Source organism: Pristimantibacillus sp. Z349TD_6, assembly GCF_056173205.1.
Genome location: NZ_CM149662.1, coordinates 1,736,981 through 1,763,135, shown reverse-complemented (window position 1 = coordinate 1,763,135; position 26,155 = coordinate 1,736,981). Strand labels below are relative to the sequence as shown.

Below are 26,155 nucleotides of genomic sequence, written 5' to 3'. Positions count from 1 at the left end.
AATATGGGGTTTCTATCAGTCCTAAGCATGGCTCACAAATGGATCAACGAGCGTACCTCACCGGGTGACATTGTCATTGATGCTACTGCCGGCGGTGGTGTAGATACACTTGCGCTTGCCGAGCTTGTTGGACCTAACGGCACGGTATATGCCTTTGATATCCAGCAGGAGGCGCTTGATCGCACGCAAGAGCGCCTTTCTTCCCTTCAAAATAACAATAAGCTTCCCGATATTAAACTTGTGCTGAGCAATCACGCAAGTATGGCTGAGATTGTTGATCCTTCTATTATCGGACAAGTCTCAGCCGTAATGTTCAATCTCGGTTATTTGCCGGGAAGCGATGATCTCACGATCATAACCGAGCCTGCAACAACACTGGCTGCGCTCGATGCAGCTCTCATGCTGCTTCGTCCTGGAGGTATCGTGACCTGCGTATTGTATCCAGGGCATCCTGGAGGTGCTGAGGAAGCCGCCGCGGTAGAGTCTTGGGCAGCACAGCTGCCTCAAAGCTTAGCGCAGACCGTTAGTTACAGGCAGACCCAGCGCAAGACGGCCCCTTACCTTATAGCGGCCGAGAAGCGTCCAACTGCTCGTTAATTTTTTTGCAACGCGCTCACCTTACAGCTCTTTAAAGCCAATTGCTCTGAATGTTATTTTTTAGCTGCAGTAGAACGACATACTACCGATATGGGAGAGATAAATAATGACAGTAAAACCTTATCCATTACAATTTAAAGCGGAAATGAAAGAACGTATTTGGGGAGGACGCGCACTAGAAGGTTTTGGCCTTGAAATGCCTGAAGGCTCAATTGGCGAAGGCTGGATGATCAGTGATCACCCTAACGGCATTACAAAAGTAATGAACGGCGAGCTTGCTGGCGTTGGACTTGACCAAATTCGTGAAACTTACGGACCTGTATGGTTTGGCTCACAAGGCTTTTCCGAGAAAAATGGACGTTTCCCGCTCCTTATCAAGCTGCTCGATTGCAATGATGACCTATCCATTCAAGTCCATCCTACAGATGCGTACGAAGGGCTGCCTGAAGGCGAGCTTGGCAAAACAGAAATGTGGTACATCCTCGACGCTAAGCCAGGCGCAAAAATCATCTATGGCCTAAAAGACGGCATTGACCGTGCGGCGATGGAAGCAGCAATCACTGAAGGCCGCATTATGGACGCGCTACAAGAAGTGACTGTTGAAGCCGGAGATGCCTTTTACATTCCTGCAGGAACCGTTCATGCTCTCTGCTCTGGCGTTGTTGTAGCTGAGATTCAACAAAACTCCGACACTACTTATCGCTTGCATGACTACAATCGCCTTGGGCTTGATGGTCAGCTGCGCGAGCTTCATATTGAAGATTCCCTTAATGTCATTGCCTATGAAGGCGCAGGCGCTGAGCGGATGAAAACAGACAGCGCAGTAGCTGGCCAGTGGCTGACCATCGCTTCTTCTCCTTACTTCATCGTTGAGAAAGGTATCGTAGCCGCGCCTTGGAAGCTGTCCACATCGCTTGATAGCTTCGTTATCCTTGTAGTTGCCGATGGTGAGGGACAAGTAAAATGGGCAGATGGCGAGCAATCCGTTAAAGCAGGCGAGTGCTTCCTCCTTCCCGCTAACCTTGGCGACTATGAGCTTTCCGGCAGCATGACTGTACTTCGCAGTATTGTACCTGCTTCTGTTTAATTTCATATTTTCAAACTAATAACAAAGAACCTCCAAACCCGTTTGCTTCATGGGTTTGGAGGTTCTTTTCATTTCAATCAGGACTACTTAATCATCGCTTCTTGACCAGCTTTAATCTTTAAAGTGAAAGGACGCGGCTTCGGTTTGCTGCTGCCTGCTTCCAGTGCATACAGAACAACGAGCAGCGTATGATGTTCGCGATCAACCTCTCCTGTAGCAAGGAATGCTGCAAGATCAAACGGCAGCTTCTCAATAACCGCATGTTTGTGAAGCTCCTTCTCGCCAAATCGCAGTGCTGCGAATTCAGGAGATACATCCTCTGGGCGATCCGCTAAGTGGCGCATCCAGCCGCTCCACAGCGACTTGTCCATCGTAAACTCCCACCAAATTTTGCGAGGCTTATAATTATGATTAAGGAAATAATCGTATTTCATTAGCCCCAGCACGACGTCCTTATCAAGGCGTTCCCCTGCAATTGCGAGTATCTCTTCTTGAGATGCGGAAACTCTCTTCGTATCCTCTTGCAGTGCTGGCACAAGCTCGCTGTTCTTCTCCACTGAGATAGGCAGCGATCCAAGAAACGCCGAGAGCCGCGAGAACAGATCCTCCAGCTGATGGCCGATCTTTTGCCAGCCGCTTCGTTCCCAGAAATCGCCGAACGCCTGGAAGAAGTCGAATGGCGATGGAAACACACGATCAACCAAATAAAGCAGCGTATGATCCATTCGGTGCGCATTCCAATATTTCTCCAATACATCCTCTACCCGCTTAATGCGTACGATATCGCCAAATGGCATCAAATCATTGCCCAGCATTTCATAAGGCGATCTGTCCATATAAATATAGCCCCATTTATCTGCTTCACGGCGCAGACCCGTACCGCGGAGCATTTTGAGAAAGCCTAGCTGCAGCTCCTCGGGACGCAGCTCGAATACATCATTAAACGTTCCGCGGAACGTATCATAGTTCTCAAGCGGCAGACCGGCAATCAAATCAAGATGCTGATCGATTTTTTGAGAATTTTTCACTTTCATAACGGTACGCACCAGCTTCATCCAGTTCTGACGACGCTGAACCGCTTCATTTGTTGGATCATTCGTAGATTGTACGCCAATTTCAAAGCGGAATATGCCTGGAGGCGCATTTTCAGCCAAATAATCAAGCACCTCAGGTCTCATGATATCTGCTGTTATTTCAAATTGAAAAACACAGCCCTGGTGATTTTTGATCAAAAACTCAAAAATTTCAAGCGCATAATCCCGTTTAATGTTAAATGTTCGATCGACGAATTTAATAAGCTTGGCGCCTTTTTCGATCAAATACAAAATATCCGCTTTCGTCCGCTCCATATCATAATAACGAACGCCAACCTCGATACTGGATAGGCAAAACTGGCAGCTGAACGGACAGCCTCGGCTTGTCTCAAAATAAACGACACGGCTTCCCAAATGAGGAATATCCTCCTCAAAGCGATGCGGAGATGGCAGCTCATTCAGATTCAGCTTGGGACGCGGCGGATTAATCAGCACCTCGACGCGATCCTCGCGCTGCTTCCGATAGGTAATTCCAAATACCATATGGTATTTGCCATCGCCTTCAATCTCAGTAAGCAAATGATGGAAGGTCTCTTCGCCTTCGCCCACCACGATAAAATCAACCTCTTGCACACGCTCCATCCAATAGTCCATATCATAGCTGACTTCTGGACCGCCTAAAATAATTTTGATTTCAGGCATGATTTTGCGCAGCATATTAATAACCGTAATCGTTTCCTCGATGTTCCAAATGTAGCAGGAGAATCCGACTACATCGGGTTTTCTAGAAAAAATATCGGACACGATGTTCATCACTGGATCTTTGATGGTGTACTCTGCAATTTCAATATCGAATCGATCGCCGCTAAACGCCTTCAAACAGCGCAGCGCCAGTGATGTGTGTATAAACTTGGCATTTAATGTGGACAGTACCACTTTCATAAGTAATAACCTCTCTAACTTAAGCATTTGCCTATAAAGCACGTTCGCGAAAGCCTTCAGCGCTTATAGCAAGATGCCTTCTATTGTACAGAAAAAAATCAAAAAAAAGAAGAGGCATCCCTTGCCGCAGATCGCAGCAGCAGATGCCTCCATTTTTTTACACTCTTACTTTAATATAAAGCTCATTTTTGAGCTGCATATCGATAATCGGATAGCGAACACGCCATTTGTCGCCGCCAAGTGCTGTGACCTCGCCCGATTCAAAGCCGCGCGGCTCGAAACCATAATCGCGCTCGAAGGAAATGAGCACTTGAATTTTCTCATCCGGCAGCATCTTATGGAACTCATTCCCTAGATTAATTGCCCAAAGCCTGAGCTCCTGAGACATCGACGCTCCGTATAACATATAAAACCTAGGATCAATATCTGCTGTCAGTACGAGCCAGCCAGCGGAATCACGTTTGGCTTCCCACTTCGTAAACTTAGCCTCGCCTTCTGTAGTAGATACAGAAGAAAATTGATCCTTCAGCACCTTCTCGATATCAGCCAGAGGAGCGCCAACGAGCGTATCCGGCAAGCTTGAAGGTAAAAACTTGGCGTTCTTTATTTTCTCCTCTGTCACTTCACTATTCAGACTAGCGGCATGAATAACGGATACAGCAAAATTCAAATCCGCGCTCGTCCCAGAGTATCCAAGCGTGGTGATGCCAATAAGGTCTCCGAACTCATTAAACAATGCCCCGCCTGAGCTGCCGTGATCGATCGGAGCACTAGTCTGAATGTATCGGATACCGTCTTCATAGGTGATGTTGCTAATCAGACCGTCAGAAACTGTATTTTGCAGTCCTAGCGGACTCCCAATGGCAACGACTTTGCCGCCTTTATACGAGTTTAACCCGTAACCTAGAACGACCGGCGGAATGTCTATTGATTTTTCTGTTTTAACAATAGCTAGATCTGCTGCCTTATCATAATGTACCACGCCTGTAATCTTCAGCTCGTCACCATAAACATCCAGCATAGTAGCGGAGGCTGCATCGCCGATAACATGATAATTAGTAAGAATCAGATTATCACCAATAACAACGCCGCTGCCTTGAGCGCGATTGGTCATAATGAGAACAACGCTCTCATCATATTTATCTACGATTTCTTTAGGAGTAAGTCTAGGAATGTTTTTCTGCTGCTCAAGCCACTCGTTGTATTCTGCTTGCTCGGCAGCCTCTTGCGATGTGATTCGAACCGCGTTAGCGGCTTTATCCCATTTCACATTTGCGTTAAGAGCTTCCGAGATAAACCGAACGGGTACAAACGTGACGCCTTTGCGAACGACAGCAGGTGAATCGAGCTTCACTGTTTTACCGTTAATGACCGCTTGCTTCATGCCTACTTTAAGAGAAATAGAACGATTGCCTTTACGTCCAATAATCGTCTCCGTCTTGCCTTCCCAAGTTACGGTAGCGCCCAGTGCTGTAAAAATATCGCGCATCGGAACAAATGTGACGCCTTTCTCTGCATACGCGCCGGCTGATAGAGATAATTTCTTGCCATCTACAATCACCTGCAGTTGTTGCGTCGATACGGCAACCGTCTTGCTTGCAGCGCTGGCTGCCGCTACAGAATCTACGCTAAGTGTTGACAATGGGGCAAGCAATAACCCGGCAATGAGCATAGGACTTAGCATAGTCTTTAAAATTTTTGTTTTCACGCGATCATTTCCTCCAAACTTTTCCTTTTTCACCATTTGGTAAATCTATCATTAATCCTACCACTCCTCTTAACTCTTTGTCTATTAGATCGAGATTCATAGAGCGTTGTTAAACTGCTAAACAGAAGATTAGAACTGAAGCCCATACTCATGGTATAGTAGGAGCATTGAATCTAGGAGGTTTTTTGGCATGCACAGGGGAAAAAAGCGCGGAGCTCCTCAATCACAAGCAGATAAGAGCAAGTCCTACCCGGTTAACGAACCGATGGAACTGCTTCCCTTTCTCATAAAAAATATTTCAGGTGCTGGACGCAATGTAGTGAAATCCATATTAGCGAATGGACAAGTATCTGTAGGCGGAAAATCAACGACCGCTTACAACTATCCGCTTCAGCCCGGTCAAACCGTTACGGTTGGCAGAGACCGGCCGCAGGATAAAATACCGCTGGAAGGGCTCGCGATCCTGTTTGAGGATGAGCATATTATCGTTATAAAGAAGGAATCGGGGCTTCTGTCCATATCATCTGATTCCGCGCCAGAAAATGAAGTGACCGCCTATCGTCAGCTTATGGCGCATGTACGGGTCGAAAATACGAAAAACCGGATTTACGTTGTGCATCGTCTGGATCGTGATACGTCAGGCGTCATGATGTTTGCAAAGAGCGAGGCGGTTCAGCAGCAGCTGCAAACCAGCTGGCAGGATTCGGTTCAAGAACGCAGCTATATCGCGCTCGTAGAAGGAATGGTTAAGAAGGAGCAAGGAACAATCAGCTCGTGGCTGAAGGAAAGCAAAACGCTCAAAATGTATTCCAGCTCCTATCCGAACGATGGTCTGCACGCCGTTACCCATTACAAGGTGCTTCGTTCCAATAAAAACTTCTCGCTTCTCGAAGTGAATCTCGAGACAGGCCGAAAAAATCAAATTCGCGTTCATATGGAGGACATCGGCCATCCCGTTGTTGGCGACAAAAAATACGGCGCACGCACACGCATCATTGGCCGCCTTGGCTTGCATGCCCGCGTATTGTCCTTCACGCATCCGATAACCGGCAAGCTGGTCAAGTTTGAAACTGAAATTCCTAAGCTGTTTCTTAAGCCGTTTCATGTGACGGAGTAAATAGCAGCAAACAAACAAGCATCAATCGTTATACTGGAATGCCCACTGATTGTGAATCAGACGGCATTCCCTGGTATAAAGCGGCTGATGCTTTTTTTTTGTTATACTACTATGGATAATTAATCTATCTATGCAGGAGGAACAGTATAATGCCACATTTATTATTCCGCGGAGTACCGTCCGAGCAGTTAAAGTCCGTTTCGGCACCGCTTGCTGCTGAGCTTGCCGCTATTTGCGAGTGCGGTACCGATAATTTTACAATGGCTTGTCTAAATGCGACCAGCGTTTTTGGCACTGAGACAGATGATCAAGGGTTTGCATTTATCGAGGTCGGGTGGTTCGAGCGGGGACAGCAAGTAAGAAATCGATTTGCACAGGCAGTTACCAAATACGTCAGCCAGATTGGCTTATCCGAAATTGAAATCGTGTTTCATGCTTATCGCGAGGACAGTTATTATATTAACGGTGAAGCCGTATCGGAATAATTTCACTCCATGTATCGTGTGATGGACGTTATTTTCCAGTTGTCGTTGGAATCTTCCCACTCCCGGAGTCCCAATCCAAATGGTTTTGAGACTCCTCCATCTTTCTATTAAGCATGCTTGCTCCACGCCACATCATCGACATTTAACCAGCCCGCCCCTCCGGTAAAATAGATAGAAACGGTGTCCCCCATGTTCACGGATACAGCAGGCAGCTTAACTTCTACATATTGCTCTTGTGCGTTAATCGCAAGATCTTCAATCTTTACTCCATTGATGGAAACCCCAATCATTCCAACAGCAGCGCTCGTACTCACTTTAGCAGAAAGAATATAGTCACCGTCATCAGCAACCGAGAAGGTCTGGGAAACGACACGACCGTTGCCTGGGTCAACATACATTAAGTTGGAACCGCTGTAAGGACGGTTTGAGCCGATCCCCGTGCCGGAAGTAAATGACCAATACTGCTGCCCTTCCTCAAAGCCGCCGTTCTGAAATGATTCATGAACCTTCAGAGCCACCATTGTTCCTGTACCGCTCACGACCGTATAATGTTTAAATCTTTTAATCTTATAGCCTGAATCCTCACCCGGAATAGAGTCGCTATTTTTGAAAATATAAGCCGCTTCCTCGTTTGGCTTCAGCTCTGGCTGCCCAAAATGGTATCTGCCGAATGCCCGAACAAACTGAAAGGGTTCACCTGGATTGATATAGTCGACTGTGCTTATAAACTGCTTCGGATCCATTTTTTCATAAAACAATACATAAATATAAGGCATCATCACTTGATCTGTCACATAGATATTGCCTTCCGTTTCATCCGATGCGTACTGTACAGCTTCTCCAAAGGTCTCATAGAAAAGCGGGCTCATTTGCTTCGCATAAGTAGTGAAATAGTTAGCACAGAAGAAAACAAAGAAAATGGTGAACGCCGCTATAACGATAGGGAAAGAGTATTTAATCCGCTTGTGCAGCCACATAAGGCCTGCAACTGCCAAGTATACCGTCGGATAAAAAATAATATTAATACGATTGATATTCACATCTGTAATCAATGTCATTAGAATTGCCGTTCCGAACCAGATAGCAATGACTGCTGTCTCTATGCGGAAATTATTAATCAGTTTCATAACACCATATAAGATGCCAATCCCGATCAGCGGTAATGCTAACGGATACATATACCCAAATTTAGGCATGGCATTCCACAGCAAACCATCATTTTGAGTCAAATACATTTGCAAAAATGATTTGAAATTTTCCGCAAACGTTGAGAAAAAATGACCGCCAAATGCGGTAGAGATTTGCTCTACACGAGGAACGGTTAGCTTAGGAATAGAAAACAGAAATTGTATGGTTGCCATGCTATACCGATTAATAAGAAGAAACAGACCGATAGGTGCTGCTAATATAATGAGAACCACGCAATTCCAAAGCAGAACTCGAAGCTTGAACGTCTTTTTAACAACGAGCAGAGCCAATACGCCTACTCCAAAAACAGGTACAAAAAAATAAGCCGTTCCATAAGCATAAAGCGAAGCGGCTAGTGTTAATGTAAAGCCAATCAGCCATTTCGGCTGCTGCAGCGCTTTGAACAAAAAAAACACTGCGATCAGCACTAGAGTAGGAAAAATATTCGACTCCAGCGCCCATCGTGACATCATAATATGCCAAGGACATATGACGATAAAAAAAGCTGCAGCCGCAGCTGCATGCTTTCTTTTAAATAGCTGATTTGCAATCCGATAGAATAGCACCATACTCAGTAGACCAAACAAGATGCTAACCATCCGAACTGACAGTTCATTTAAACCGAATAAATAGATAAAAGGCATAGACAGGTAAGCATAAAGCGCGTTCTGACCGCTTCCCCATGCAATAAGATGAACCGGCAGCGATATGCCATTGCGATCAATGCCATAATGCAGAATAGAATAAGCCTCATAGCCGATCGATGCCTCATCCTGATTCAAGCCGCCTGGTATGGCGCCCGCATATACTACTCTCACCGCAGCCCCGACGAGAAACAGAAGCAGCAATAATGGGTTCTTTTTTACCCAATCTATAAAACTAGTCATTACTATGGGTCACCGCTCCGCTTTTTGTAATCGTATTCGTAGGACGAATAGGGTATAAATAGAAAAATAGAAGAGCTACAAGCAAAGCTATGAATGGGATGAAGCTGAGCATTGAACGAATGCCCCACACTGCCGCTTCCACTTGAACCGCGTCCTTCACATAGCCGGTAGCCTCCAGCACAACACCCAGAACAACAGCCTGCAGTGAAATTCCCCATTTGACGATAAAGCCGTTCATCCCAAAGTACATGCCCTCTCTGCGTACGTTTGTCTGCTTCTCATCCTCATCAATAATCTCGGACAACAGAACATCCAGCAAAACGAGCAATCCAGCTAAACCGATGCCGATCACGACCGCCGCCATGGCCGCAGTTGCAACGCTGGATACGAATAAAAATGGAATCGTTGCTAATGCATAAATACTAACGGCAATCATAACGGTCATGCGCGGTCCCCATCTTTGCAGCAATTTCCCCCATATGTAGACGCACGGAATGGCAGCAACAAAAATAGCGCCCAGCAAAATCGTATTGCTGCTATCTTCAGCTCCGAGCACGTATTTGGTGAAGAAAGGGATAGCCGCGGGCAGCATGGCAAAGGTAAACTGGACGAAAAAGCTGCCGATAACGAATAAAACAAACGCCTTATTCGAAAATGTGAATTTCAAGGATTGAACGAATCCGACCTCTTCACGCGAAACTACTATTTTCTCCTTGCTCGCCGATACCATAACAATAAAGAAAATAAGCGCGATTCCGGCAAAAATCGCTCCCATCGGCCCCCAGCCCATATTCGCATAAACGAGGGGAGGAAGAGCCACACCAATAATCATCCCCAAGATGCCGAACATTTGACGCCATGAAGACACCGTAGCCCGTTCTTTCATCGTTGTAAACATTTCAGGGAAAAGTGCAGAATAGTTCAATACAACCATAACGAACATAATGTCATAGAGCAGCACGATCGTTAAGAAGTACCAGAACAGCGCTGATCCGGTGCCAACTGGAAACCAAATCGCAGTAAACAAGGCCACCAGCGGCACCATGCCAAACAGCATGTACGGAATGCGCCTGCCAAAACGGGAGCTCGTACGGTCGGAAATGTGTCCGAACAACGGGTTTAGCACCGCATTGACGATGCCGTGAATCACCATCGCTAGACTGATTAAAGTCGGTTTTACACCAAGCACATCCACATAATAAAAAACGATGTAGGATGCGAAGGCCTGTGCAATTAAGTTGACTGATAAATTTCCCGAGCTGTAAGCTAATTTCGATTTGAAGCTTGCCATAGCCATAAATAAAACGCCCCCGGTTACGATGAAAGTCTATTATAAATTACATATAACTCTCTCATCTTACCGCACAAACCCTTTTTATTCCATAATTAACTTATTGAACAATTACTTCATTTTCACCATTCGGATATAAGGACTTCCGCTCACTAAAATCGTACCATCCTCAGTAAAACCAAGCTTTTTGTAAATCGCATAAGCTCTCGTATTTTCTGGCTCTACAATCAGCGACAGCCTGCTGCATCCAGCCTCTTTGCCCTTCTGTTCAAAAGCGCTAATTAGCGCCTTAGCTATGCCCTGCCCCTGATAACGTTCGGCAACTGCGATGGAATCCAAGTAAAAGTCGCCTTCTTGTGCCTCAACAGCAATCGTTTCATCCGCACGCACACCTTTATCTCGCCCAGGACGTGTAACAAATGGCACATCCAGCTCTGCAGCTCCATCGCCTGAATAGCTAAGAAGCATTCCTGCAATACCATCTTCTCTCCTATCGACAAGAACATGCTTATAGCTAATCCGATTGTCCTCGCGAACATAAAAATCGCCAAGGATGCGCTCTACTTCAGCATCATCCTCAGTTCCTGCCAATGTGTAGGCAATATGGCCGATCGCAGATAGCAGCAGCGGCATTACTTCTTTTAAGTCTTCCTTCACAGCTTGTTCAATCATGATGTCATCCCTCATTCTTTTAATGTTCTGTTATAATAAGTGAATATTATTCTTAAAGGTGATGAAGTAGTGAGTCATGTCTATTATACATTTCCCATAGGCATTCGGAACAGTCAGGTTCCTTTTGCCGAGCAAGCAGAAGCCGAAACGAGCCTTCAGCTTGTTGATGCAAGCCAGAAGGATGCCGGCTTCTTCCGGTCTTTAGAGCAATTCGGCATATCACTCAATAGGCCTCAAATTGCCGCTGTTCGCCATAACAAAGGAGCAGCGCTAACGCTGGCCGGAGCAGGATCGGGCAAGACGTCTGTACTCGTATGCCGAACTGCTTATCTGCTGGCTGTGCAAGGCGCCTTGCCGCAGCATATTTTATTAATGACTTTTTCCAAAAAAGCAGCCGATGAAATGCGAAGCCGCATTCGCGCTCTTCCTGTGCTTAATCCGCAAGCAGCAAGCGGCGTAGAGGCTCGTACCTTTCATTCCTTCTGCCTCCAACTGCTGCGAGGGCGCGGCTATCGCCAAGGCATTTTGGGTGAAACCGGACAAAAGCATATTTTTTTCAAACGTCTGATGCGGGAGCTTTTGCTGCAAAACGAATATGAGCCCGAAACCATTCTAGCACAGCTCTCCGCCATTAAGCTGCAGATGATCAACATCGAAGACCTTCCCGCTTCTACAACGGAGGAAAGAGAGCTAAAGCTGCTTTTCACCCGTTATGAGCAGTGGAAGAAAGAGATGGATAAATTCGACTACGATGATCTGCTGCTTGAAGCGTACAAGCTTCTGAGGGACGACAAGGCGCTGCTTGCTACCCTTCAGCAGCGCTTTCAGTACATCATGATCGATGAATTCCAAGATACGAATCAGGTGCAATACGTGCTCGTCCAAATGCTTGCCGACAAGCATCGCAATCTTATGGTCGTCGGCGATGACGATCAGACGATCTATTCCTTCAACGGCGCAAAAAACGATTATATATTGAACTTCGAGCATCAGTATCCAGGTGCAGCAACTTATGTACTGGATATTAACTACCGCTCAACGAGCACAATCGTGGGACTTGGCAATGCTATCATTCAATATAATAAGCTCCGCAAAGAGAAATCGCTCTTTGCTGTCAAGCCCAAAGGAGTTAGCCCTTCCTATGCACGGCTCAAGACGACGCAAGACGAGGCAAAGCTCATTACAGACACGATTAGCATGCAAATTGCTCAAGGCAATCGCTCCTTTGGCGATTTTGCTGTTTTATTCCGTACTGCGAGCAGCAGCAGGGCGCTCGTCGAGCTGCTTCTTACAAAGGAGCTTCCGTTTATCGACTTCGGCGACGGCCAGCTCTTTTATGACCAGTGGGCGATAAAGCCGCTAGTTGCCCATCTGAGGCTTGCAATGGATCGCCGCAATTTCGATGCGATGGAAATTTTGCTCCCCTCGCTTTATGTCAATCGGGAACAGGCTATGGCTTTCATATGGAACCAAGACAAGCAGCGTGCTAAGAAATGGCCGCTCATACATCTGCTTGAATTTCCGCAAATCAAAGAATTTCAGAAAGACAAAATCAAGGAACGCATTAAGCTTATTAAAGCGCTGGCCGAATTAAAGCCTGCTGAAGCTATTATGCAGCTTCGCCAATCCTTTTATGACCAATTTCTTGAAACGAGCAAGCGTCATGAAATGACGGAGCATAAGGAAGGTCTAAAGGAAGTGCTTGATGAGTTCGAATCTGCGGCGAGCACATATGATACCATTGAAGCTTTTCTGGCCTATATTGATGATATTACGGACAAGCATGCTGCCGTGCAGCAGCTTCAGAAGCATAATCATAACCGCAGTGCGATATCTTTGATGTCCATTCATAGATCCAAAGGACTTGAATTTCCTGTTGTATTCGTCATCGGCGCTTCAGAAGGCATTTTACCGCATAGCTCTGCATTAGCTGCGGATAAGCATAGTGACCGGAGCTCCATTCAAACGGGCGACAACGCACTGGCAGAAGCGCTGGAGGAAGAACGAAGACTCGCCTATGTTGCTGTTACTAGAGCCCAAGAGGAGTTGTATATCAGCTCCCCTGCTCTGTACCGAGGAAAACCGGCTGAACTATCAAGGTTCATCCGCTCTGCCTTTATGTCAGGTGAAGAAGAGGACGGTGATACTGAATCTGCTCTTGCATGGTTATGTACTAGCGATTCCTGCGAGGTATGGCAGCGTATTATAACGTACGAGGATTCACAATCAGAGACTCGTGCTTGCCCATTATGCCAGTCTCCAATGGAGCAAGGCACAAAGATATTGCCGAAGAAAAAGAAGTGAGGAGAAACGATTTGCAACATGAATGAACACCTCGTCCATTACCTTAAACTAGCTGATGCTGTGATCATCACAGATATAGAACATCATATTCTTGCAGTCAATCCGTCCTACGAGAAAATTACGGGCTACTCATCACAAGAAATAGCAGGGAAAAAAGCTGGCATCCTGCGAACATCCTATACGCCAAAGGAAACGCATGATCAGATGAAGCAAGCACTTAAACAAGGCTTGCCATGGTCAGGCGTACTAACAAATCGGCGAAGAGACAGCAGCATTTGGCATTCCTCCATTACCATAACACCTCTGCAAATCACAGGGGTAACCTATTATATCGGTATTTTTCGTGAGCTGGAGAAGTTAAAGAGCGGCTTCTATTTACCAGAGGAGCGCATCGGCTCCATTCAAAGCTCGATGCTTAAGGTGCTCGCCATTTCTTGCGAGATTCGTGATCCGGGCATCGAGCAGCATCTCGTCCGTGTGCGGGATTTAACGGAACGGCTCACTCACTTCCATAATGAACGCATGCAATTATGCTGGACGGAGGAAGCCGTGAACCGCATTTCTCATGCAAGCATTTTGCACGATATCGGCAAATCAGGAATTCCGGAGGGCATTCTATATAAGCCGGGTCCGCTCGCTTATTACGAACGAAATATTGTTGAGATGCATACCCAAATCGGCGTTGATATCATTGATAAAATTTATGCTGAGCTTACAGATGATTTATTTAAGCTTGAGCTCGAAATGGGTAAAAATATTATTTTATACCATCATGAAAAATGGGACGGCACCGGCTACCCGCATCAGCTTGCCGGAGAAAACATTCCTATTGAAGCACGTATCGTCAGCGTCGTTGATGTTTATGATGCATTGACCAGCACTCGTCCCTACAAAGAAAAATGGTCCGAAGAACGGGCGCTGGAATATATTAGTGAACAGCGCGGGCTGCATTTTGACCCTGAGCTCGTTGACTCCTTCCTCGCGCTCCATTCTAACGAGATGTAGTTGCAAAATAAAAGCGCCAATCCCGAACATGGAATGAACCGTGTCCTCGATTGGCGCTTTATTTGTTTGTTTTTATGCTCCATATAGCGCGTCGAACTCATCCTCTAATATAGACATCGTAATGAGATCATGAAACTTCCCATCCATAAACAAAGCGTCCCTCTCTACTCCCTCGCGATGAAATCCGATCTTCTCATACACATGGATGGCGCGCGGATTAAAGGCGTATACTCCGAGATGGATTCGGTGCAAGTTCAACTTTTGAAAGCCGTATCTAAGCATGAGAAGCAGCGCTTCTGTACCATAACCTTTGCCGCGATGCTGCGTCCCTTGAATACCGATACGTATATTCGCGCTGCGATTGATCGTATCCATATCATTTAGTACAACCTCGCCAAGCAGCTCTCCTGTTTCCTTCAATATAATCATGGAGTCAAATCGCTCTTCGTTTATGACGCTAATTTTACGAATCCAAGCTTCGATTTCCTCACGTGTAAAAGCTTTTTGTGACCCTGTCAGCAGGTTCATCTCCGTATCTTGTAAAAAAGCTAAATAAGGCTCTATATCGGACTCCTTTGCTGGACGCAATAATACCGAATTCCCCTCAATGATGTGTTTTGCAAGTTGTGTCATCACAATAATCTCTCCTATTTTTACTCTCAGCATTAATAAATCAACTCATGATTTTCCTGTATATTATTTTGTGCGCAAAAATCCTTATACTTCTGAAGTACAGTGAAAATATCATCTTGTCCGGTAATCTCATCGTTGTCATCGAAGTATTGCAGCGCTCCCCCTAATATAAAGAGCGTCAGCACCTCCTCGTCTTCCGTTATGAGCGTATGAATATCTCCGGGCGGTTCATAAATGAAGGTTCCCGGGGTGGCTGCCCAATCGCGCCCCTCATATCGCCATTTCCCTTGAATGTTATACCCGATCACAGATCCGCCGGTATGCCTATGCTTGCCTAACACTTGATTGCTTTTTATTTTGAATAAATAAATCCATGTTCCATTGCTAAGATCAAAGCGTAAAGGTTTGAAATAGCAGGTATGATTTTTATCAAAAGGAACCCATGGCAAATCATCTATTTTAAATATGCGTTCAGGCAGTTGAAAGGCTTCTGCTAATTTTACAACGGTCTCGTCAATTAACTTCAAATGAAGACACCTCCCTCCTTATGATCCACCAGTATACAATTCCAACAGTTTCAGCTTATCTGGGTTTCTTACAATGTAGAGATGAAGTGCACCCCCCTGCACCACATGGAAAAGAGTAACCCCCTCGATTCCTTTATCTGATCGTAAAACAAGTCCCGTCTGACCGTTCAGAATTCTAAGCTCGGCTTTCACACTGCCATCAGCAAGTGGTCCTTTTTGAACCAAACCGAATAAAAACCGAGAAACATTTTCGCGTGTTTTAATAGGATGAATAGCAGCAGACACTTTGCCTCCGCCATCTGAAAGGAGTACAACCTCCTCTGCAAGCAGAGAAAGGACCTCCTTCACATTGCCCTCCGCAAGCTCCAATACAAAACGACGAACCCATTCTTCACCCGCAGGCTGCGCATAAACAGGTTCAGCCTCGGAAATCCCCATTTTGTCTCGCGCACGGCTCAGCAGCTTTCGACAATTGACTTCGCTTTTTTCTATTAGCTTTGCAATATCCGAATATTCGAAGCCCAGCGCTTCACGAAGCACAAATACAGCACGCTCCGAGGGGGTTAACCGTTCAAGCAAAACCAGCATTGCATAAGACAACAAATCGTGGTGAATAACGGCATCCAGTGCATCCGTCTCTTCTGTAATAATGGGTTCTGGGAGCCACGGCCCAACGTACCGCTCTCGCTGCTTTCGGGCAGACTTTAGCAAATCCAAGCTGCGGTTTGTCGCCATTTTGCACAAATAAGCCTTCGGCTCGGCTATGCTCTCTGGATCTATATCATATGCCTTCACGAAAACATCCTGCACGATATCTTCAGCGTCAGCAGCCGAACCCGTAAGCTGGTATGCAATTTTGAACAAAAGCGCTTTATATTGCAGGTAAAGCTCTTTCATTTCGCCATCCCTCGTTTCCTAACAAGTGCTGCTTTTATCATTTTATGAGACTCGCATAATCCCAAGTCATTTTCCGTACCTTCCATCCGAGCTTCCCCGTTATGATAATGTCGAGGCCCCATTGCCTTGTCCATACCATTCCCCGCTCTGGCCCGAGACCAAAACAGAAAAAATCAAGATAGCTCTTGTGAACAGGTGCAGAATGACCCATTATATCTGCCGTTATGACTTTCCCCAGCCTATCTGCTTGCGCTGTCGCTTCCTTGCACGTCATCCTATCCTCAAGCCCGCTCACCGGGTCAACAATTTGAGCACAGTCGCCAATGCTATATATCCCAGGTGCTTCTTTCACACGGTAATTAGCGTCCACAATGACTCGACCATCTGTAGTAAGCGGCAGCCCCATGCTTCTGAGCATCGGATTGGGCAGCAGGCCAAGCGTCCAAATACATAAGCCCACCTTTAAAATCCCACCATCCGATAAGAGAAGCTCCCCTTCCCTCTCACGAATAGCTTTGCGTCCGTGCAGAACAGTCACTCCGCTGCCCTTAAGCAAGCGCTCCAGCTTCATGCCAACCTTTGCCGGTCCCTCCTGAAATAACCTATCCTGCGCATTTAGCAAGTAGAGAATCACTTCTGACGGATCAAGTCCGAGTGTACTTGCTTCCTTACGCAAAGCATAGACAAGCTCAGCAGATGATTCGATTCCGCTAATCCCCGCTCCTGCAACGGCAACAGTCATCCATCTTTGACGCTTCGCACGGCTTGTTTCCTTTACCGCTTTTCTCAAGTTTTCATGCCAAAGCTCTCGAATATGAGCTGCGCTTGCGAGTCCAGTCAAGGCAATACCTCCCTGATCGGCATCGGGCTGACGAATAACGCTTCCTGCTGCCAAAATGAGAATATCGTATTTTAAATTCTGCTCCTGCCCATCCTCATCTTGATACAATAACCGTTTATCCCTTTTTTCTATGGTCATTACCATTCCTTGAATAAATTCCACGCCATCCGGAAACAAGCTGCCAAAAGGAACAACAATATTATCATCATTGACAGCCGGCTTGAACAGCAGTACCTTCCTAAGATGGTATGGCTGCTTATCAATCAGAATTAAACGGAGCTTCTCAGCTCCTAATTCCGGCTGCAATGTTTTTCGTATTGCCTTGAGGGCGTTAATTCCCGCATAACCGCCGCCAATAATGACACATGTTATTTCCTTTTTCTCATTCATCTCCATCAGCTCCTGTGCATGTTTGCACATAAAACGATGAGATAAGCTCTTTTGTGACAATTACTCTAAATTTCTAAAATACTCCATCTTGCTGTCGATAAATCCGTCATCAAAATCAGCTGCTCCGATCAACTCAGATTCACTGAAGCATAAGCTAAAGAGCCAAAGCTGTCTAAGCGCTACGAATATCGGAACCGCTTGAATATCATTTTCGCCTATAGATCTGATTTCTCTATATCCGCAAACAAATGCATCCCAAAGACGTTCAACCTCATCTTTATCGTGCCTGCTATGAATTTCTCTTGCCAGTCTAAATTCTGCAATGTCATAAGCTCGCCAGCCATAACCGCAAATATCAAAATCATAATGCGTCAATGTTCCATGTTCCGTAAAAGCGACATTCGTATTGCCATGCAAATCCCCATGACAAATTCCAAAGTCCAGCCCTGCTTTCAGATGAATGTTAAGCTGATCTTTTAAGCGCATAACCAGCTCATATAGATATTGATAATCCTCTTGCCGATTTTCCATATGCTGCTTAATTATGCGAAGCGGATTGTCTATCAAATGCTCCAAATCGAGCTCTCCCCTTGTGTGCTCAGAGGTGAAATCGTCAGCAGCTTGATGAATCTGAGCAACGGATGCGCCAAATAGACGACTGTCTTCTGGATGCTGCATACGCTTTTCTTGACCATCAGCAAAACTAAACATTACCCCGTACTTTACACCCTCAGGGACCAAAAACTCATTAATCAATGTGCCGTCATTTTTCTCAATCGGTACGGACACGCTTATCCCTTTTGCATGAAGAGCGTTTAATAAATCTAATTCAAAAGCAATCTCTGATTGGTTTCTCCGGTCCGCTCGGTACACTCTAAATATGTATTTGCCTTGCTCCGTATCTAAAATATAAGTATCGTTCATCCCTCTCAGAAAATAGTGCAGGCGAGCGGACTCATGAATGCCATAGTGGGCTTTAATATGCGACAATAACGCTTCGGTTGATAATAGCGAGTATGCTACAGGAAATAAATGCAAGGGTACCTCATCCTTTTTCATTATCTATTTTAAATCGTGAATCCATCCTAGTTGTTAGCAAATGATGAATCTATTACTTTCCACTATCCATATCATAGCAAATTATTTGTCCCCGATCTGGTAGAGAATTACTATGATTAATTTTGCCCGCTTTATTGATGCGGCTTGGGACACATGACGTAGCTCATGATAGCAGCAATGAATACACTACATACAAGAAGCGCGACAGGCAGACCTCAAAGGAGGAATCCACTTGGATGTATGGAATCAAAGCTATGAGCAGCTCATCTTCCTTCAGGATCGTTCTATCGGTTTAAAGGCAATTATTGCAATAGACAGCACAAAGCTTGGTCCTTCCCTCGGCGGCTGCCGGTTTTGGCAATATGCCAGCGATGAAGCTGCTGTCCTCGATGCGCTGCGGCTAGCGCAGGGAATGACCTATAAATCAGCGATCTCAGGTTTGCCATTTGGCGGCGGCAAAGCTGTCATTCTAAGCCAGCCCGGTCAAAGCTCGCGGGAAATATTGTTTCGGGCGCTAGGCCAGCATATTCAAAACCTGCAAGGAAGCTATATTACCGGTATGGATCTGGGTACAGATGTTTCGGATATGGACTGGGTTCGCCTCGAGACACCCTATGTGACTGATGTATCCGGGTCGCTCGGAGCAGTAAATGATCTCACAGCTAAAATGACCGCATACGGCGTTTTCCTTGGCATTCAGGCCTCTCTCAAAACGGTTTACGGTTCCGAAAATATGCAGCAAAAAATCATTGCCGTTCAAGGATTAGGCAAAGTAGGCTATCAGCTATGCCGCTATTTAAAGCATGCGGGCGCAGAGCTCGTTGTAACGGACGTTGATTCAAAGCGGGTGAAGAAGGTTGTCGAGGAGTTTGGGGCAATGCCTTGCAAGCCAGATGTCATTATGCGCATACCTTGCGATGTCTTCTCGCCATGTGCTTTAGGCGGCATCCTAAATGATTTTACCTTAGGGCAGCTGGACTGCAGCATCGTTGCTGGGGCAGCGAACAATCAATTAGCAGAAATCCGCCATGGCGAGAAGCTTCATGAGCTAGGCATTTTGTATGCACCGGATTATGTGATTAACGCAGGCGGGATCATCGTAACCTCTGTTGAGCTTATTGGCGGGGATGCTGCGACAGCGCAGCGAAAAGTTGAGAAAATAAATGGTACACTGTTGAACGTATTTCAAACAGCTGACGAACATGGAATTTCAACCGCAGCAGCAGCCAATCAAATAGTGGAGCAAATGCTAAAGGGCTGAATAACCACACAATCGAAAAAAGGGGATGTATCGAAAGTAGATTTCTCTACTTCCGGCACATCCCCTTATTATTCATTATTGCGGTGTCCAGCTTAAACTGCTGGAGGAGTGAAGGAGCGTCCAGCGAACTCAGCATCAAGCATATAGAATGCATTGCTATCCTTGTCGATGCGTTTCAGCTTATGGATAATGTTATCGAACAACGCCTCTTCTTCAACCTGCTCATCGATAAACCATTTGAGGAAGTTGATCGTTGCGTGCTCGCGATCGTTGATCGCAAGGTCAGATAAATTATAGAAACGTTTTGTATTTTGCTGCTCATGTCCGTAGCCTTGCTCGAAAGTGTCCAAAATGGAAGAGTATTCGTTATTCGGCTCTCCAAGAGCAGACAGCGTAGCACGACGACCACGGTCATTCAAAAACTTGTATATTTTCATTGCATGAAACCGTTCTTCCTCAGCCTGTACAATGAAGAAGTTAGCGAAACCATCAAGACTTTCACCTGAACAGTAAGCCGCCATTGCCAGATACACATGCGCTGAATAAAATTCAAAATTCATCTGTTCATTTAATGCTTCTGCTAATCCATCATTCATGCTTATGCACCTCAGCTTTCCTAGATTGTACTTATTCTAACATAAAAATAAAGAACGGCAAATGCCGTTCTTGTTAATTTATTGAAATTTAAGCTACCCAATCATTTTTTTCAATCGCTTATAGAGCTTCTCTGCGGACGGCGCGCTAACCGTCTTCGACTTGACCACGACGAAGCACTCTAGCTTGCAGGTTTTGCAATCGCCAAGGCAATCACTTTTTTTCTGCTTAATATCCGGATATCGATTTTTCATCGCCTTATAAACCGGCTCCAAACCGTTCTTGAGATTCCGTTTGCAATACTTAATCTTCTTCATAAGATACACCCCGCAGCGCAACGAAGGATTTGCTTTCTACTTGATGATAATGATTATCATCCCCGTTGTCAACTGCCGTTTTTAAGAACCTCTAACCCTTTAATCAGCTGACTGTCCTCGCGTCCAAGCTTCTCGCGTAGACGCTCCAGCAGCTTATACCCCGTTTTGTCATTAAAGCTGCCCGTTGCCTCCAGCTTCTCGGCTTTTTGGAACTTAGTTAATGCTGCTGCTGTTTGTTTATCGAACATGCCTTCTTGTCCTGTAGGTGAATAACCGAGCTCCTTCAGCATCATCTGCAGCGTCTTTACATCCTCGCCATAGCTGCCTATCTTCATATGTGTACCAATCGCAAGCGGTCTAAGTTTCGTATACTCGGGAAGGGCTACTGCAAAATCCGGTGATACGCCTGTCTTGTTAATCCAAGTGCCGCCTGGCGTCTTCCACTGCGCTTCCGTTAAGCTTAAGACAGAACCGTCCTTAAACTGATTAAAAGCTTGCACAACACCTTTGCCATAGGTTTTTTCACCGACAACTGTTGCTCCCGCTGATTCCTTTAACGCAGCCGTCAGCACCTCGCTCGCACTTGCTGATTGTCCATTCACGAGTACTACAATCGGCACTTTCCATTCCTTCTTCTGATCAGATTTATACGAAATCGTTTGCCGCTCATTTTTGTAAACAACATTCAAAATAACCTTGTTTTTCGGTATAAGCTTGCTAGCAATCTTAATGGTCGGCTGCAGCAATCCCCCTGGATTGGATCGCATATCCAGCAGCAATCCTTTAAGCGGCTGCTTCGCCTGCAGCTCCGTAATTGCAGCTTCAAATTCATCCGCAGTTTTCTCAGCGAAACGGCTAATCGTAACATGCCCGATACCGCCTTCAAGAAGCTCTGACGTTACCGTATGTACTGGAATAGCTTCCCGCTTCAACTTTAATGTAATCGGCTCAACTTGATTCGGGCGCTGAATCTGCAGCGAAACTGATGTTCCTTCCTTGCCTCTAACAAGGCCAAGCAGCTCCTCAAACGTCTTTCCAGCCAGCTTCTGATCATCTACAGAGAGAATGATATCGCCCGTCAGTAAGCCGCCTCGCTCGGCTGGAGCTCCCTTCGTGAGCCCGGTAATGATGAACATGCCTTCCTCTTCGCGCAGTTCAGCACCAATACCATAAATTTCGCCCTCATAGGACTGGGTATAGGCACTGCCCTTTTCCTCAGCCAAATACCGGGAATACGGGTCCTCAAGCGAGCTAACCATGCCTGCAATTGCGCCATTAATCAGCTTCTTCGGCTCAGCTCCGTTTAAGTAGTCATTCATAATTTTGTTGTATGAAACCGTAAATTGCTTAAAGGTCGGCTCCTTGATCATCGGATACTGATTCCCCATCCAGAAAAACCCGATTGCAAAGCCAAGAGCAGTAAATACCACAGCTCCCATGACGCAGAGAGTCAGAAATCTTTGTTTTGCTGCCGCTGATGTAAAATAGTTCATCTGTTCATCTCCTCAAAAGTTTTACGAAGTAAACTTACTTCGAAAGCATAAGCCTAGTCTTGAATGTCTGGATCATTTTAGCTACAATCAACCTAATCAAAGCGTAAACGGCTATCGCCACCTTGGCGGCGTATACAATCGTTTCGCAGCGAAATATAAGCCTAGTTATACATGTGAAACTTATAACTTCTTATATTTTTAAATATAGAGAGCTGGAGAGGAGCTTCACCGCTAGTATGTATAAACTTATCGCTATTGATGTTGACGACACGTTATTAACGGATGACCTAACCGTAACGGAAGGCACGAAGCGTGCCATGGAAGCTGCTATTGCCCAAGGTGTAACCGTTACACTGGCAACAGGCCGCATGTTTGCTTCCGCTCAAAAAATTGCTAAGCAAATTGAACTCAATGTTCCTATTATTACCTATCAAGGGGCACTCGTCAAAACACTGCTTGATGGACAAGTCCTGTATGAAAGAAACGTACCGATTGATGCAGCTAAAGAGCTTCACGCTTTCGCTGAAGAGAACGGCTTGCACCTGCAGCTTTACGTTGACGATGAGCTTTACAGCACACATGACAATGACAAAATCAAAGCTTATTCTAAGCTTGCCAATATTCCTTACAAAATAGAGCCTGACTTCAACAAACTGCTCGACTTTCCGATGAACAAAATGCTTATTATCGATGATCCGGCTCGCCTCGATGAAATCGCTGAGCAGCTTAAGCCACTAATCGGTGATCGCGTGCATATTACTAAATCCAAAGCGCACTATTTAGAGTTCATGCATAAGGAAGGCACTAAAGGACATGCACTGAAATTTATGGCCGAGCATCTTGGCTGTACAATGGACCAAACAATCGCCCTTGGCGATGCATGGAATGATAATGAAATGATTATTGCTGCCGGACTTGGTGTAGCAATGGGCAACGCCATTCAATCTCTGAAGGACATTGCTGACTATGTAACATTGTCAAATAACGAGGAAGGCGTTCGCCACGTTATTGAGAAGTTTGTGCTTAACGTCACGGAATAATAAGCAAGGAGGCGACTGCATTTATGAATTGTCCCCTTTGCAATGAGCCAAACGATTGCGCTATGGAAGAAAACAATGCAGCGAAAGATTGCTGGTGCTTCCAGAAATCATTTCCCAGCGCGCTTCTAGAAGCCGTTCCTGCAGAGCTCAAAAACAAAGCCTGCATCTGCCGAAATTGCTTAAGCAAAGCAGTTGAAGAACAAAATTAAGAAGCTGTCTCTGGAAGGTAAACCACCTTTTAGAAACAGCTTCTTTTTTTTAAAGCTTGCTTATCGGGCTGGCACAAAAAAACGTTCTTCCACAGCACTTGCAGACAACGGCTTGCTAAAATAATAGCCCTGTATCTTTCTGCACGAATTGTCCGTTAAAATATCCAGCTGATCCTTCGTTTCAATTCCCTCCGCAATAACTTCCATGTTCAAATGCATAGCCATCGCAATGATGGTTGAAACGATGGCTCTATCATCGCTGTTATTTGTAATATCACGGATGAAGGAGCGATCTATTTTAACTTTTTGAATCGGGAACATTTTCAAATAACTGAGCGAGCTGTAGCCTGTCCCAAAATCATCTAAGCTAATGCGAATACCATATTCATTCAACTGATTCAAAATGCTGCTGGACAATGCAGCATCCATCATCATGCTTTCTGTTATTTCCAGCTCTAAATATTTCGGCTCCAATCCCGTTTCCTGCAGTATAGCCATAATATAATCCGCAAGTTTAGGCTGATGGAATTGTTGCGAAGATAAGTTGACGGATATAGGGATAAGCGGCCCTCCCTGTACATGCCACATCCGCATTTGTTTGCAGGCTTCGCGCAGTACCCATGTTCCCATTTCATAAATGAGACCGGTTTCCTCCGCAAGCGGTATAAAGACGCCTGGGCTTAGCAGCCCTCTAGTTGGATGCTGCCAGCGTACAAGCGCCTCCATCCCAATCATCGTGCGATCCTCTGTTCGGATTTGCGGCTGGTAATGGAGCAGCAGTTCCCCTCGTTCGATCGCTTTTCGAAGATCGCCCTCTAATTCGATTTTTTCTTGCAGCACTCGGTCGAGCTCGCCAGTGAAAAATTGATAATCGTTTTTACCTTTTTTCTTGACCTCATACATCGCTGTATCGGCATTTTTGAGCAGCTGTACCGCATCCTGTCCATGACTAGGGAACAGTGCAATTCCGATACTCGCGGACACATAAAAATCACTGTCCTTTAATCGATACGGCGCTTGGATGCAGCTAATGATCTGTTCCGCTAACCGCTTAATCGTGTCTTGCGTTTCATAATGGCGGCAGAGCAGCGTAAACTCGTCTCCGCCTATGCGAGCAAGCATAACGTCTTGCCCTGCAATAGCTTGTTGAATGCGTCCGCTAACTTCCTGCAAAAACTGATCGCCGACCAAATGCCCGAGTGAATCATTTATAATTTTAAAACGGTCGATATCAAGCACCATCACAGCAAAGTGTGATTCGCTTGTACTGCTCTGTTCAATGGTCTCAGCAATCGCTTGATTGAATTTGCGACGATTCGGCAAACCTGTCAATTCGTCATGAAAGGCTAAATGATTGACTTTCAGCTGCGCCCGCTTCTCAGCGGTTATATCTTTAAAAATAATATAGCTGCCTACTACTTCACCATCCACAACAACCGGTACATTAGCTACGTTGAGCTCAATTCTCATGCCGTCAGCACGGATGATGGCGGTTTCGTGATTCACAGTCTCCCCCGCAAAGGATCTTTGAAACATTTGCTTCACACGTTCTTGATCCTCATGAACGATAATCCCGCTTAACGTGGATATCGATTGATGCATAACCTGCTTGCTGCTGAAACCTGTTATCTTCAAAGCATTCGTATTATGGCTAGTCACACGGTAATGCAAATCAACAGACACGATGCCATCCTGGCTATTTTCATATAAGGACTTGTACCATTTTTCATTTTGTTCAATTTCTGAGTCCTTATGGGCAAATCGCTTCGATATATAGATCCCAAACAACGATAATCCAAGTGTAAAAAATATACCTAACGCAATAATGTAGGCCAGCCACGTTTGGTCCAAAATAACGCCAAGAAACAATGCAGTCTTATTGCTGGTATGAAAATTAGCTGCGATCATTCCCGTATAATGCATCCCAACTATCGCAGCCCCCATAATTGCGCCGCTTCCAAGCTTTTTCCACCATTGTCCTTTCTGTCTATCCTTCCGGAAATAAAACGATAGCCAAAGAGCTGCAATGGATGCGACAAATGCGATAAGAATAGAGAGCATAACGATAATCGGATTATAGGTTATATGTATAAGCATTGCAGACATGCCAACATAGTGCATGATCGTAATGCCTGTGGCAAGCAAAAGTCCGCCAGCTAGCAATTGCGATCTCGAAAGTTCACTACGACCGACAACATACAGCGCAGTAAAAGCCGCTCCAATCGCTGCAATTACCGAGATAAGCACGATAACCAAATCATATTTTATAGGGAAAGGAAGCTTTAATGCGAGCATGCCGACAAAATGCATCGACCAGATTCCCATCCCCATAGAAGCCGCTCCAAACATCAACCAGCTTAGCTTCGTGCCTCCTTTGGCGGTGCTCACTCTCCCTGCAAGATCCAGTGCTGTATATGAAGCCATGACTGCTATAATATAAGAGAAAATAACTAATAAACTATCATAGGTTCCATGAACATGCTCCATTAAATCCCCTCTATTCTATGTAAGATATTTATCTGCGAGAGCATTCTTATATTATACAATAATGTTTTGAAACATTTTTGAAAAATTTCG

General features: G+C 45.4%; 23 protein-coding genes. 9 read left to right on the top strand and 14 right to left on the bottom strand.

Annotated elements, in window-relative coordinates; translation table 11 throughout:
* Positions 1-3: 3 nt before the first annotated feature.
* Both mnmM and AC0VYE_RS07605 read left to right on the top strand, forming a co-directional pair.
* Entirely contained in the window at positions 4-597 is a 594-nt protein-coding gene (mnmM, locus tag AC0VYE_RS07610; protein ID WP_475447059.1) for a tRNA 5-(aminomethyl)-2-thiouridylate-methyltransferase MnmM, read from the top strand.
* Between the two features lie 106 nt (positions 598-703).
* Positions 704-1,684 (top strand): type I phosphomannose isomerase catalytic subunit, encoded by a 981-nt coding sequence (locus tag AC0VYE_RS07605; protein WP_076268019.1) that lies wholly within the window; start codon positions 704-706, stop codon positions 1,682-1,684.
* A gap of 83 nt (positions 1,685-1,767) precedes the next feature.
* Here the strand turns inward: AC0VYE_RS07605 and AC0VYE_RS07600 are convergent, their stop codons facing one another.
* Positions 1,768-3,660 carry a B12-binding domain-containing radical SAM protein gene (locus AC0VYE_RS07600; protein ID WP_475447057.1) on the bottom strand — a complete coding sequence of 631 codons (1,893 nt, stop codon included), beginning with the start codon at positions 3,658-3,660 and terminating at the stop codon, positions 1,768-1,770.
* A 157-nt stretch (positions 3,661-3,817) separates the two neighbouring features.
* Positions 3,818-5,368, bottom strand: coding sequence for a stalk domain-containing protein (locus tag AC0VYE_RS07595; protein ID WP_179089796.1), 1,551 nt, complete (start codon positions 5,366-5,368; stop codon positions 3,818-3,820).
* Between the two features lie 190 nt (positions 5,369-5,558).
* Here AC0VYE_RS07595 and AC0VYE_RS07590 point away from each other — a divergent pair, with 190 nt between their 5' ends.
* On the top strand, positions 5,559-6,485 hold the full coding sequence (locus tag AC0VYE_RS07590) for an RluA family pseudouridine synthase (protein ID WP_475447055.1): 927 nt from the start codon (positions 5,559-5,561) through the stop codon (positions 6,483-6,485).
* 149 nt (positions 6,486-6,634) lie between these two features.
* Positions 6,635-6,970, top strand: coding sequence for a DUF1904 family protein (locus tag AC0VYE_RS07585; protein WP_076268023.1), 336 nt, complete (start codon positions 6,635-6,637; stop codon positions 6,968-6,970).
* A 107-nt stretch (positions 6,971-7,077) separates the two neighbouring features.
* On the opposite strand, the gene AC0VYE_RS07580 is transcribed toward AC0VYE_RS07585, so the two are convergent.
* The 3 genes from AC0VYE_RS07580 to AC0VYE_RS07570 form a co-directional block, all read right to left on the bottom strand.
* Positions 7,078-9,045, bottom strand: a complete 1,968-nt coding sequence (locus AC0VYE_RS07580) for a glycosyltransferase family 39 protein (protein WP_475447053.1) — start codon at positions 9,043-9,045, stop codon at positions 7,078-7,080.
* Positions 9,038-10,342, bottom strand: coding sequence for an MFS transporter (locus AC0VYE_RS07575; RefSeq protein ID WP_475447051.1), 1,305 nt, complete (start codon positions 10,340-10,342; stop codon positions 9,038-9,040). Before AC0VYE_RS07575 ends, AC0VYE_RS07580 begins: the two co-directional genes overlap by 8 nt.
* 105 nt (positions 10,343-10,447) lie before the next feature.
* Positions 10,448-11,008, bottom strand: a complete 561-nt coding sequence (locus AC0VYE_RS07570; protein ID WP_076268026.1) for a GNAT family N-acetyltransferase — start codon at positions 11,006-11,008, stop codon at positions 10,448-10,450.
* A gap of 69 nt (positions 11,009-11,077) precedes the next feature.
* Here AC0VYE_RS07570 and AC0VYE_RS07565 point away from each other — a divergent pair, with 69 nt between their 5' ends.
* Positions 11,078-13,312 carry a UvrD-helicase domain-containing protein gene (locus tag AC0VYE_RS07565; RefSeq protein WP_076268027.1) on the top strand — a complete coding sequence of 745 codons (2,235 nt, stop codon included), beginning with the start codon at positions 11,078-11,080 and terminating at the stop codon, positions 13,310-13,312.
* 18 nt (positions 13,313-13,330) lie between these two features.
* Positions 13,331-14,317, top strand: a complete 987-nt coding sequence (locus AC0VYE_RS07560) for an HD domain-containing phosphohydrolase (RefSeq protein ID WP_076268028.1) — start codon at positions 13,331-13,333, stop codon at positions 14,315-14,317.
* Positions 14,318-14,389: 72 nt separating this feature from the next.
* Here AC0VYE_RS07560 and AC0VYE_RS07555 read toward each other — a convergent pair whose 3' ends face one another.
* From AC0VYE_RS07555 to AC0VYE_RS07535, 5 genes are read right to left on the bottom strand one after another with little or no spacing between them, the layout of a single operon-like run.
* Entirely contained in the window at positions 14,390-14,950 is a 561-nt protein-coding gene (locus AC0VYE_RS07555) for a GNAT family N-acetyltransferase (protein WP_475449478.1), read from the bottom strand.
* A gap of 32 nt (positions 14,951-14,982) precedes the next feature.
* Entirely contained in the window at positions 14,983-15,477 is a 495-nt protein-coding gene (locus tag AC0VYE_RS07550) for a 2,4'-dihydroxyacetophenone dioxygenase family protein (protein ID WP_083681948.1), read from the bottom strand.
* An 18-nt stretch (positions 15,478-15,495) separates the two neighbouring features.
* Positions 15,496-16,374 carry an RNA polymerase sigma factor SigJ gene (sigJ, locus tag AC0VYE_RS07545; protein ID WP_475447048.1) on the bottom strand — a complete coding sequence of 293 codons (879 nt, stop codon included), beginning with the start codon at positions 16,372-16,374 and terminating at the stop codon, positions 15,496-15,498.
* Between the two features lie 37 nt (positions 16,375-16,411).
* On the bottom strand, positions 16,412-17,605 hold the full coding sequence (locus AC0VYE_RS07540; protein WP_076268031.1) for an NAD(P)/FAD-dependent oxidoreductase: 1,194 nt from the start codon (positions 17,603-17,605) through the stop codon (positions 16,412-16,414).
* 60 nt (positions 17,606-17,665) lie between these two features.
* Positions 17,666-18,643 (bottom strand): phosphotransferase enzyme family protein, encoded by a 978-nt coding sequence (locus AC0VYE_RS07535; protein ID WP_475447045.1) that lies wholly within the window; start codon positions 18,641-18,643, stop codon positions 17,666-17,668.
* Between the two features lie 253 nt (positions 18,644-18,896).
* Here AC0VYE_RS07535 and AC0VYE_RS07530 point away from each other — a divergent pair, with 253 nt between their 5' ends.
* The gene (locus AC0VYE_RS07530) at positions 18,897-19,925 is read left to right on the top strand and encodes a Leu/Phe/Val dehydrogenase (protein ID WP_256710885.1); all 1,029 of its coding nucleotides are present in this window, start codon (positions 18,897-18,899) and stop codon (positions 19,923-19,925) included.
* A gap of 92 nt (positions 19,926-20,017) precedes the next feature.
* Here AC0VYE_RS07530 and AC0VYE_RS07525 read toward each other — a convergent pair whose 3' ends face one another.
* The 3 genes from AC0VYE_RS07525 to AC0VYE_RS07515 all read right to left on the bottom strand — a co-directional run bounded on the left by AC0VYE_RS07525 (position 20,018) and on the right by AC0VYE_RS07515 (position 22,329).
* Positions 20,018-20,521, bottom strand: coding sequence for a ferritin (locus AC0VYE_RS07525; RefSeq protein ID WP_076268034.1), 504 nt, complete (start codon positions 20,519-20,521; stop codon positions 20,018-20,020).
* A gap of 93 nt (positions 20,522-20,614) precedes the next feature.
* Positions 20,615-20,836, bottom strand: a complete 222-nt coding sequence (locus tag AC0VYE_RS07520) for a DUF1450 domain-containing protein (protein ID WP_076268035.1) — start codon at positions 20,834-20,836, stop codon at positions 20,615-20,617.
* Positions 20,837-20,904: 68 nt separating this feature from the next.
* Positions 20,905-22,329, bottom strand: a complete 1,425-nt coding sequence (locus tag AC0VYE_RS07515; RefSeq protein ID WP_475447042.1) for a S41 family peptidase — start codon at positions 22,327-22,329, stop codon at positions 20,905-20,907.
* Between the two features lie 236 nt (positions 22,330-22,565).
* On the opposite strand from AC0VYE_RS07515, the gene AC0VYE_RS07510 reads away from it, so the two are divergent.
* Both AC0VYE_RS07510 and AC0VYE_RS07505 read left to right on the top strand, forming a co-directional pair.
* Entirely contained in the window at positions 22,566-23,369 is an 804-nt protein-coding gene (locus AC0VYE_RS07510) for a Cof-type HAD-IIB family hydrolase (RefSeq protein ID WP_076268037.1), read from the top strand.
* A 23-nt stretch (positions 23,370-23,392) separates the two neighbouring features.
* A complete protein-coding gene (locus AC0VYE_RS07505; RefSeq protein WP_076268038.1) occupies positions 23,393-23,578 on the top strand; it encodes a cysteine-rich CWC family protein in 186 nt (61 codons plus the stop codon).
* 60 nt (positions 23,579-23,638) lie between these two features.
* On the opposite strand, the gene AC0VYE_RS07500 is transcribed toward AC0VYE_RS07505, so the two are convergent.
* Complete coding sequence (locus tag AC0VYE_RS07500; RefSeq protein WP_475447039.1) at positions 23,639-26,065, bottom strand: bifunctional diguanylate cyclase/phosphodiesterase; 2,427 nt, start codon at positions 26,063-26,065, stop codon at positions 23,639-23,641.
* Between the last annotated feature and the right edge of the window lie 90 nt (positions 26,066-26,155).

Coding starts and splice junctions, on each gene's coding strand:
- AC0VYE_RS07575 (WP_475447051.1), bottom strand. CDS start 10,342: ATGGCTATGGCAAGCTTCAAATCGAAATTAGCTTACAGCTCGGGAAAT.
- AC0VYE_RS07515 (WP_475447042.1), bottom strand. CDS start 22,329: ATGAACTATTTTACATCAGCGGCAGCAAAACAAAGATTTCTGACTCTC.
- AC0VYE_RS07600 (WP_475447057.1), bottom strand. CDS start 3,660: ATGAAAGTGGTACTGTCCACATTAAATGCCAAGTTTATACACACATCA.
- AC0VYE_RS07555 (WP_475449478.1), bottom strand. CDS start 14,950: ATGACACAACTTGCAAAACACATCATTGAGGGGAATTCGGTATTATTG.
- AC0VYE_RS07605 (WP_076268019.1), top strand. CDS start 704: ATGACAGTAAAACCTTATCCATTACAATTTAAAGCGGAAATGAAAGAA.
- mnmM (WP_475447059.1), top strand. CDS start 4: ATGGGGTTTCTATCAGTCCTAAGCATGGCTCACAAATGGATCAACGAG.
- AC0VYE_RS07585 (WP_076268023.1), top strand. CDS start 6,635: ATGCCACATTTATTATTCCGCGGAGTACCGTCCGAGCAGTTAAAGTCC.
- sigJ (WP_475447048.1), bottom strand. CDS start 16,374: ATGAAAGAGCTTTACCTGCAATATAAAGCGCTTTTGTTCAAAATTGCA.
- AC0VYE_RS07520 (WP_076268035.1), bottom strand. CDS start 20,836: ATGAAGAAGATTAAGTATTGCAAACGGAATCTCAAGAACGGTTTGGAG.
- AC0VYE_RS07580 (WP_475447053.1), bottom strand. CDS start 9,045: ATGACTAGTTTTATAGATTGGGTAAAAAAGAACCCATTATTGCTGCTT.
- AC0VYE_RS07540 (WP_076268031.1), bottom strand. CDS start 17,605: ATGAATGAGAAAAAGGAAATAACATGTGTCATTATTGGCGGCGGTTAT.
- AC0VYE_RS07500 (WP_475447039.1), bottom strand. CDS start 26,065: ATGGAGCATGTTCATGGAACCTATGATAGTTTATTAGTTATTTTCTCT.
- AC0VYE_RS07570 (WP_076268026.1), bottom strand. CDS start 11,008: ATGATTGAACAAGCTGTGAAGGAAGACTTAAAAGAAGTAATGCCGCTG.
- AC0VYE_RS07525 (WP_076268034.1), bottom strand. CDS start 20,521: ATGAATGATGGATTAGCAGAAGCATTAAATGAACAGATGAATTTTGAA.
- AC0VYE_RS07510 (WP_076268037.1), top strand. CDS start 22,566: ATGTATAAACTTATCGCTATTGATGTTGACGACACGTTATTAACGGAT.
- AC0VYE_RS07560 (WP_076268028.1), top strand. CDS start 13,331: ATGAATGAACACCTCGTCCATTACCTTAAACTAGCTGATGCTGTGATC.
- AC0VYE_RS07590 (WP_475447055.1), top strand. CDS start 5,559: ATGCACAGGGGAAAAAAGCGCGGAGCTCCTCAATCACAAGCAGATAAG.
- AC0VYE_RS07505 (WP_076268038.1), top strand. CDS start 23,393: ATGAATTGTCCCCTTTGCAATGAGCCAAACGATTGCGCTATGGAAGAA.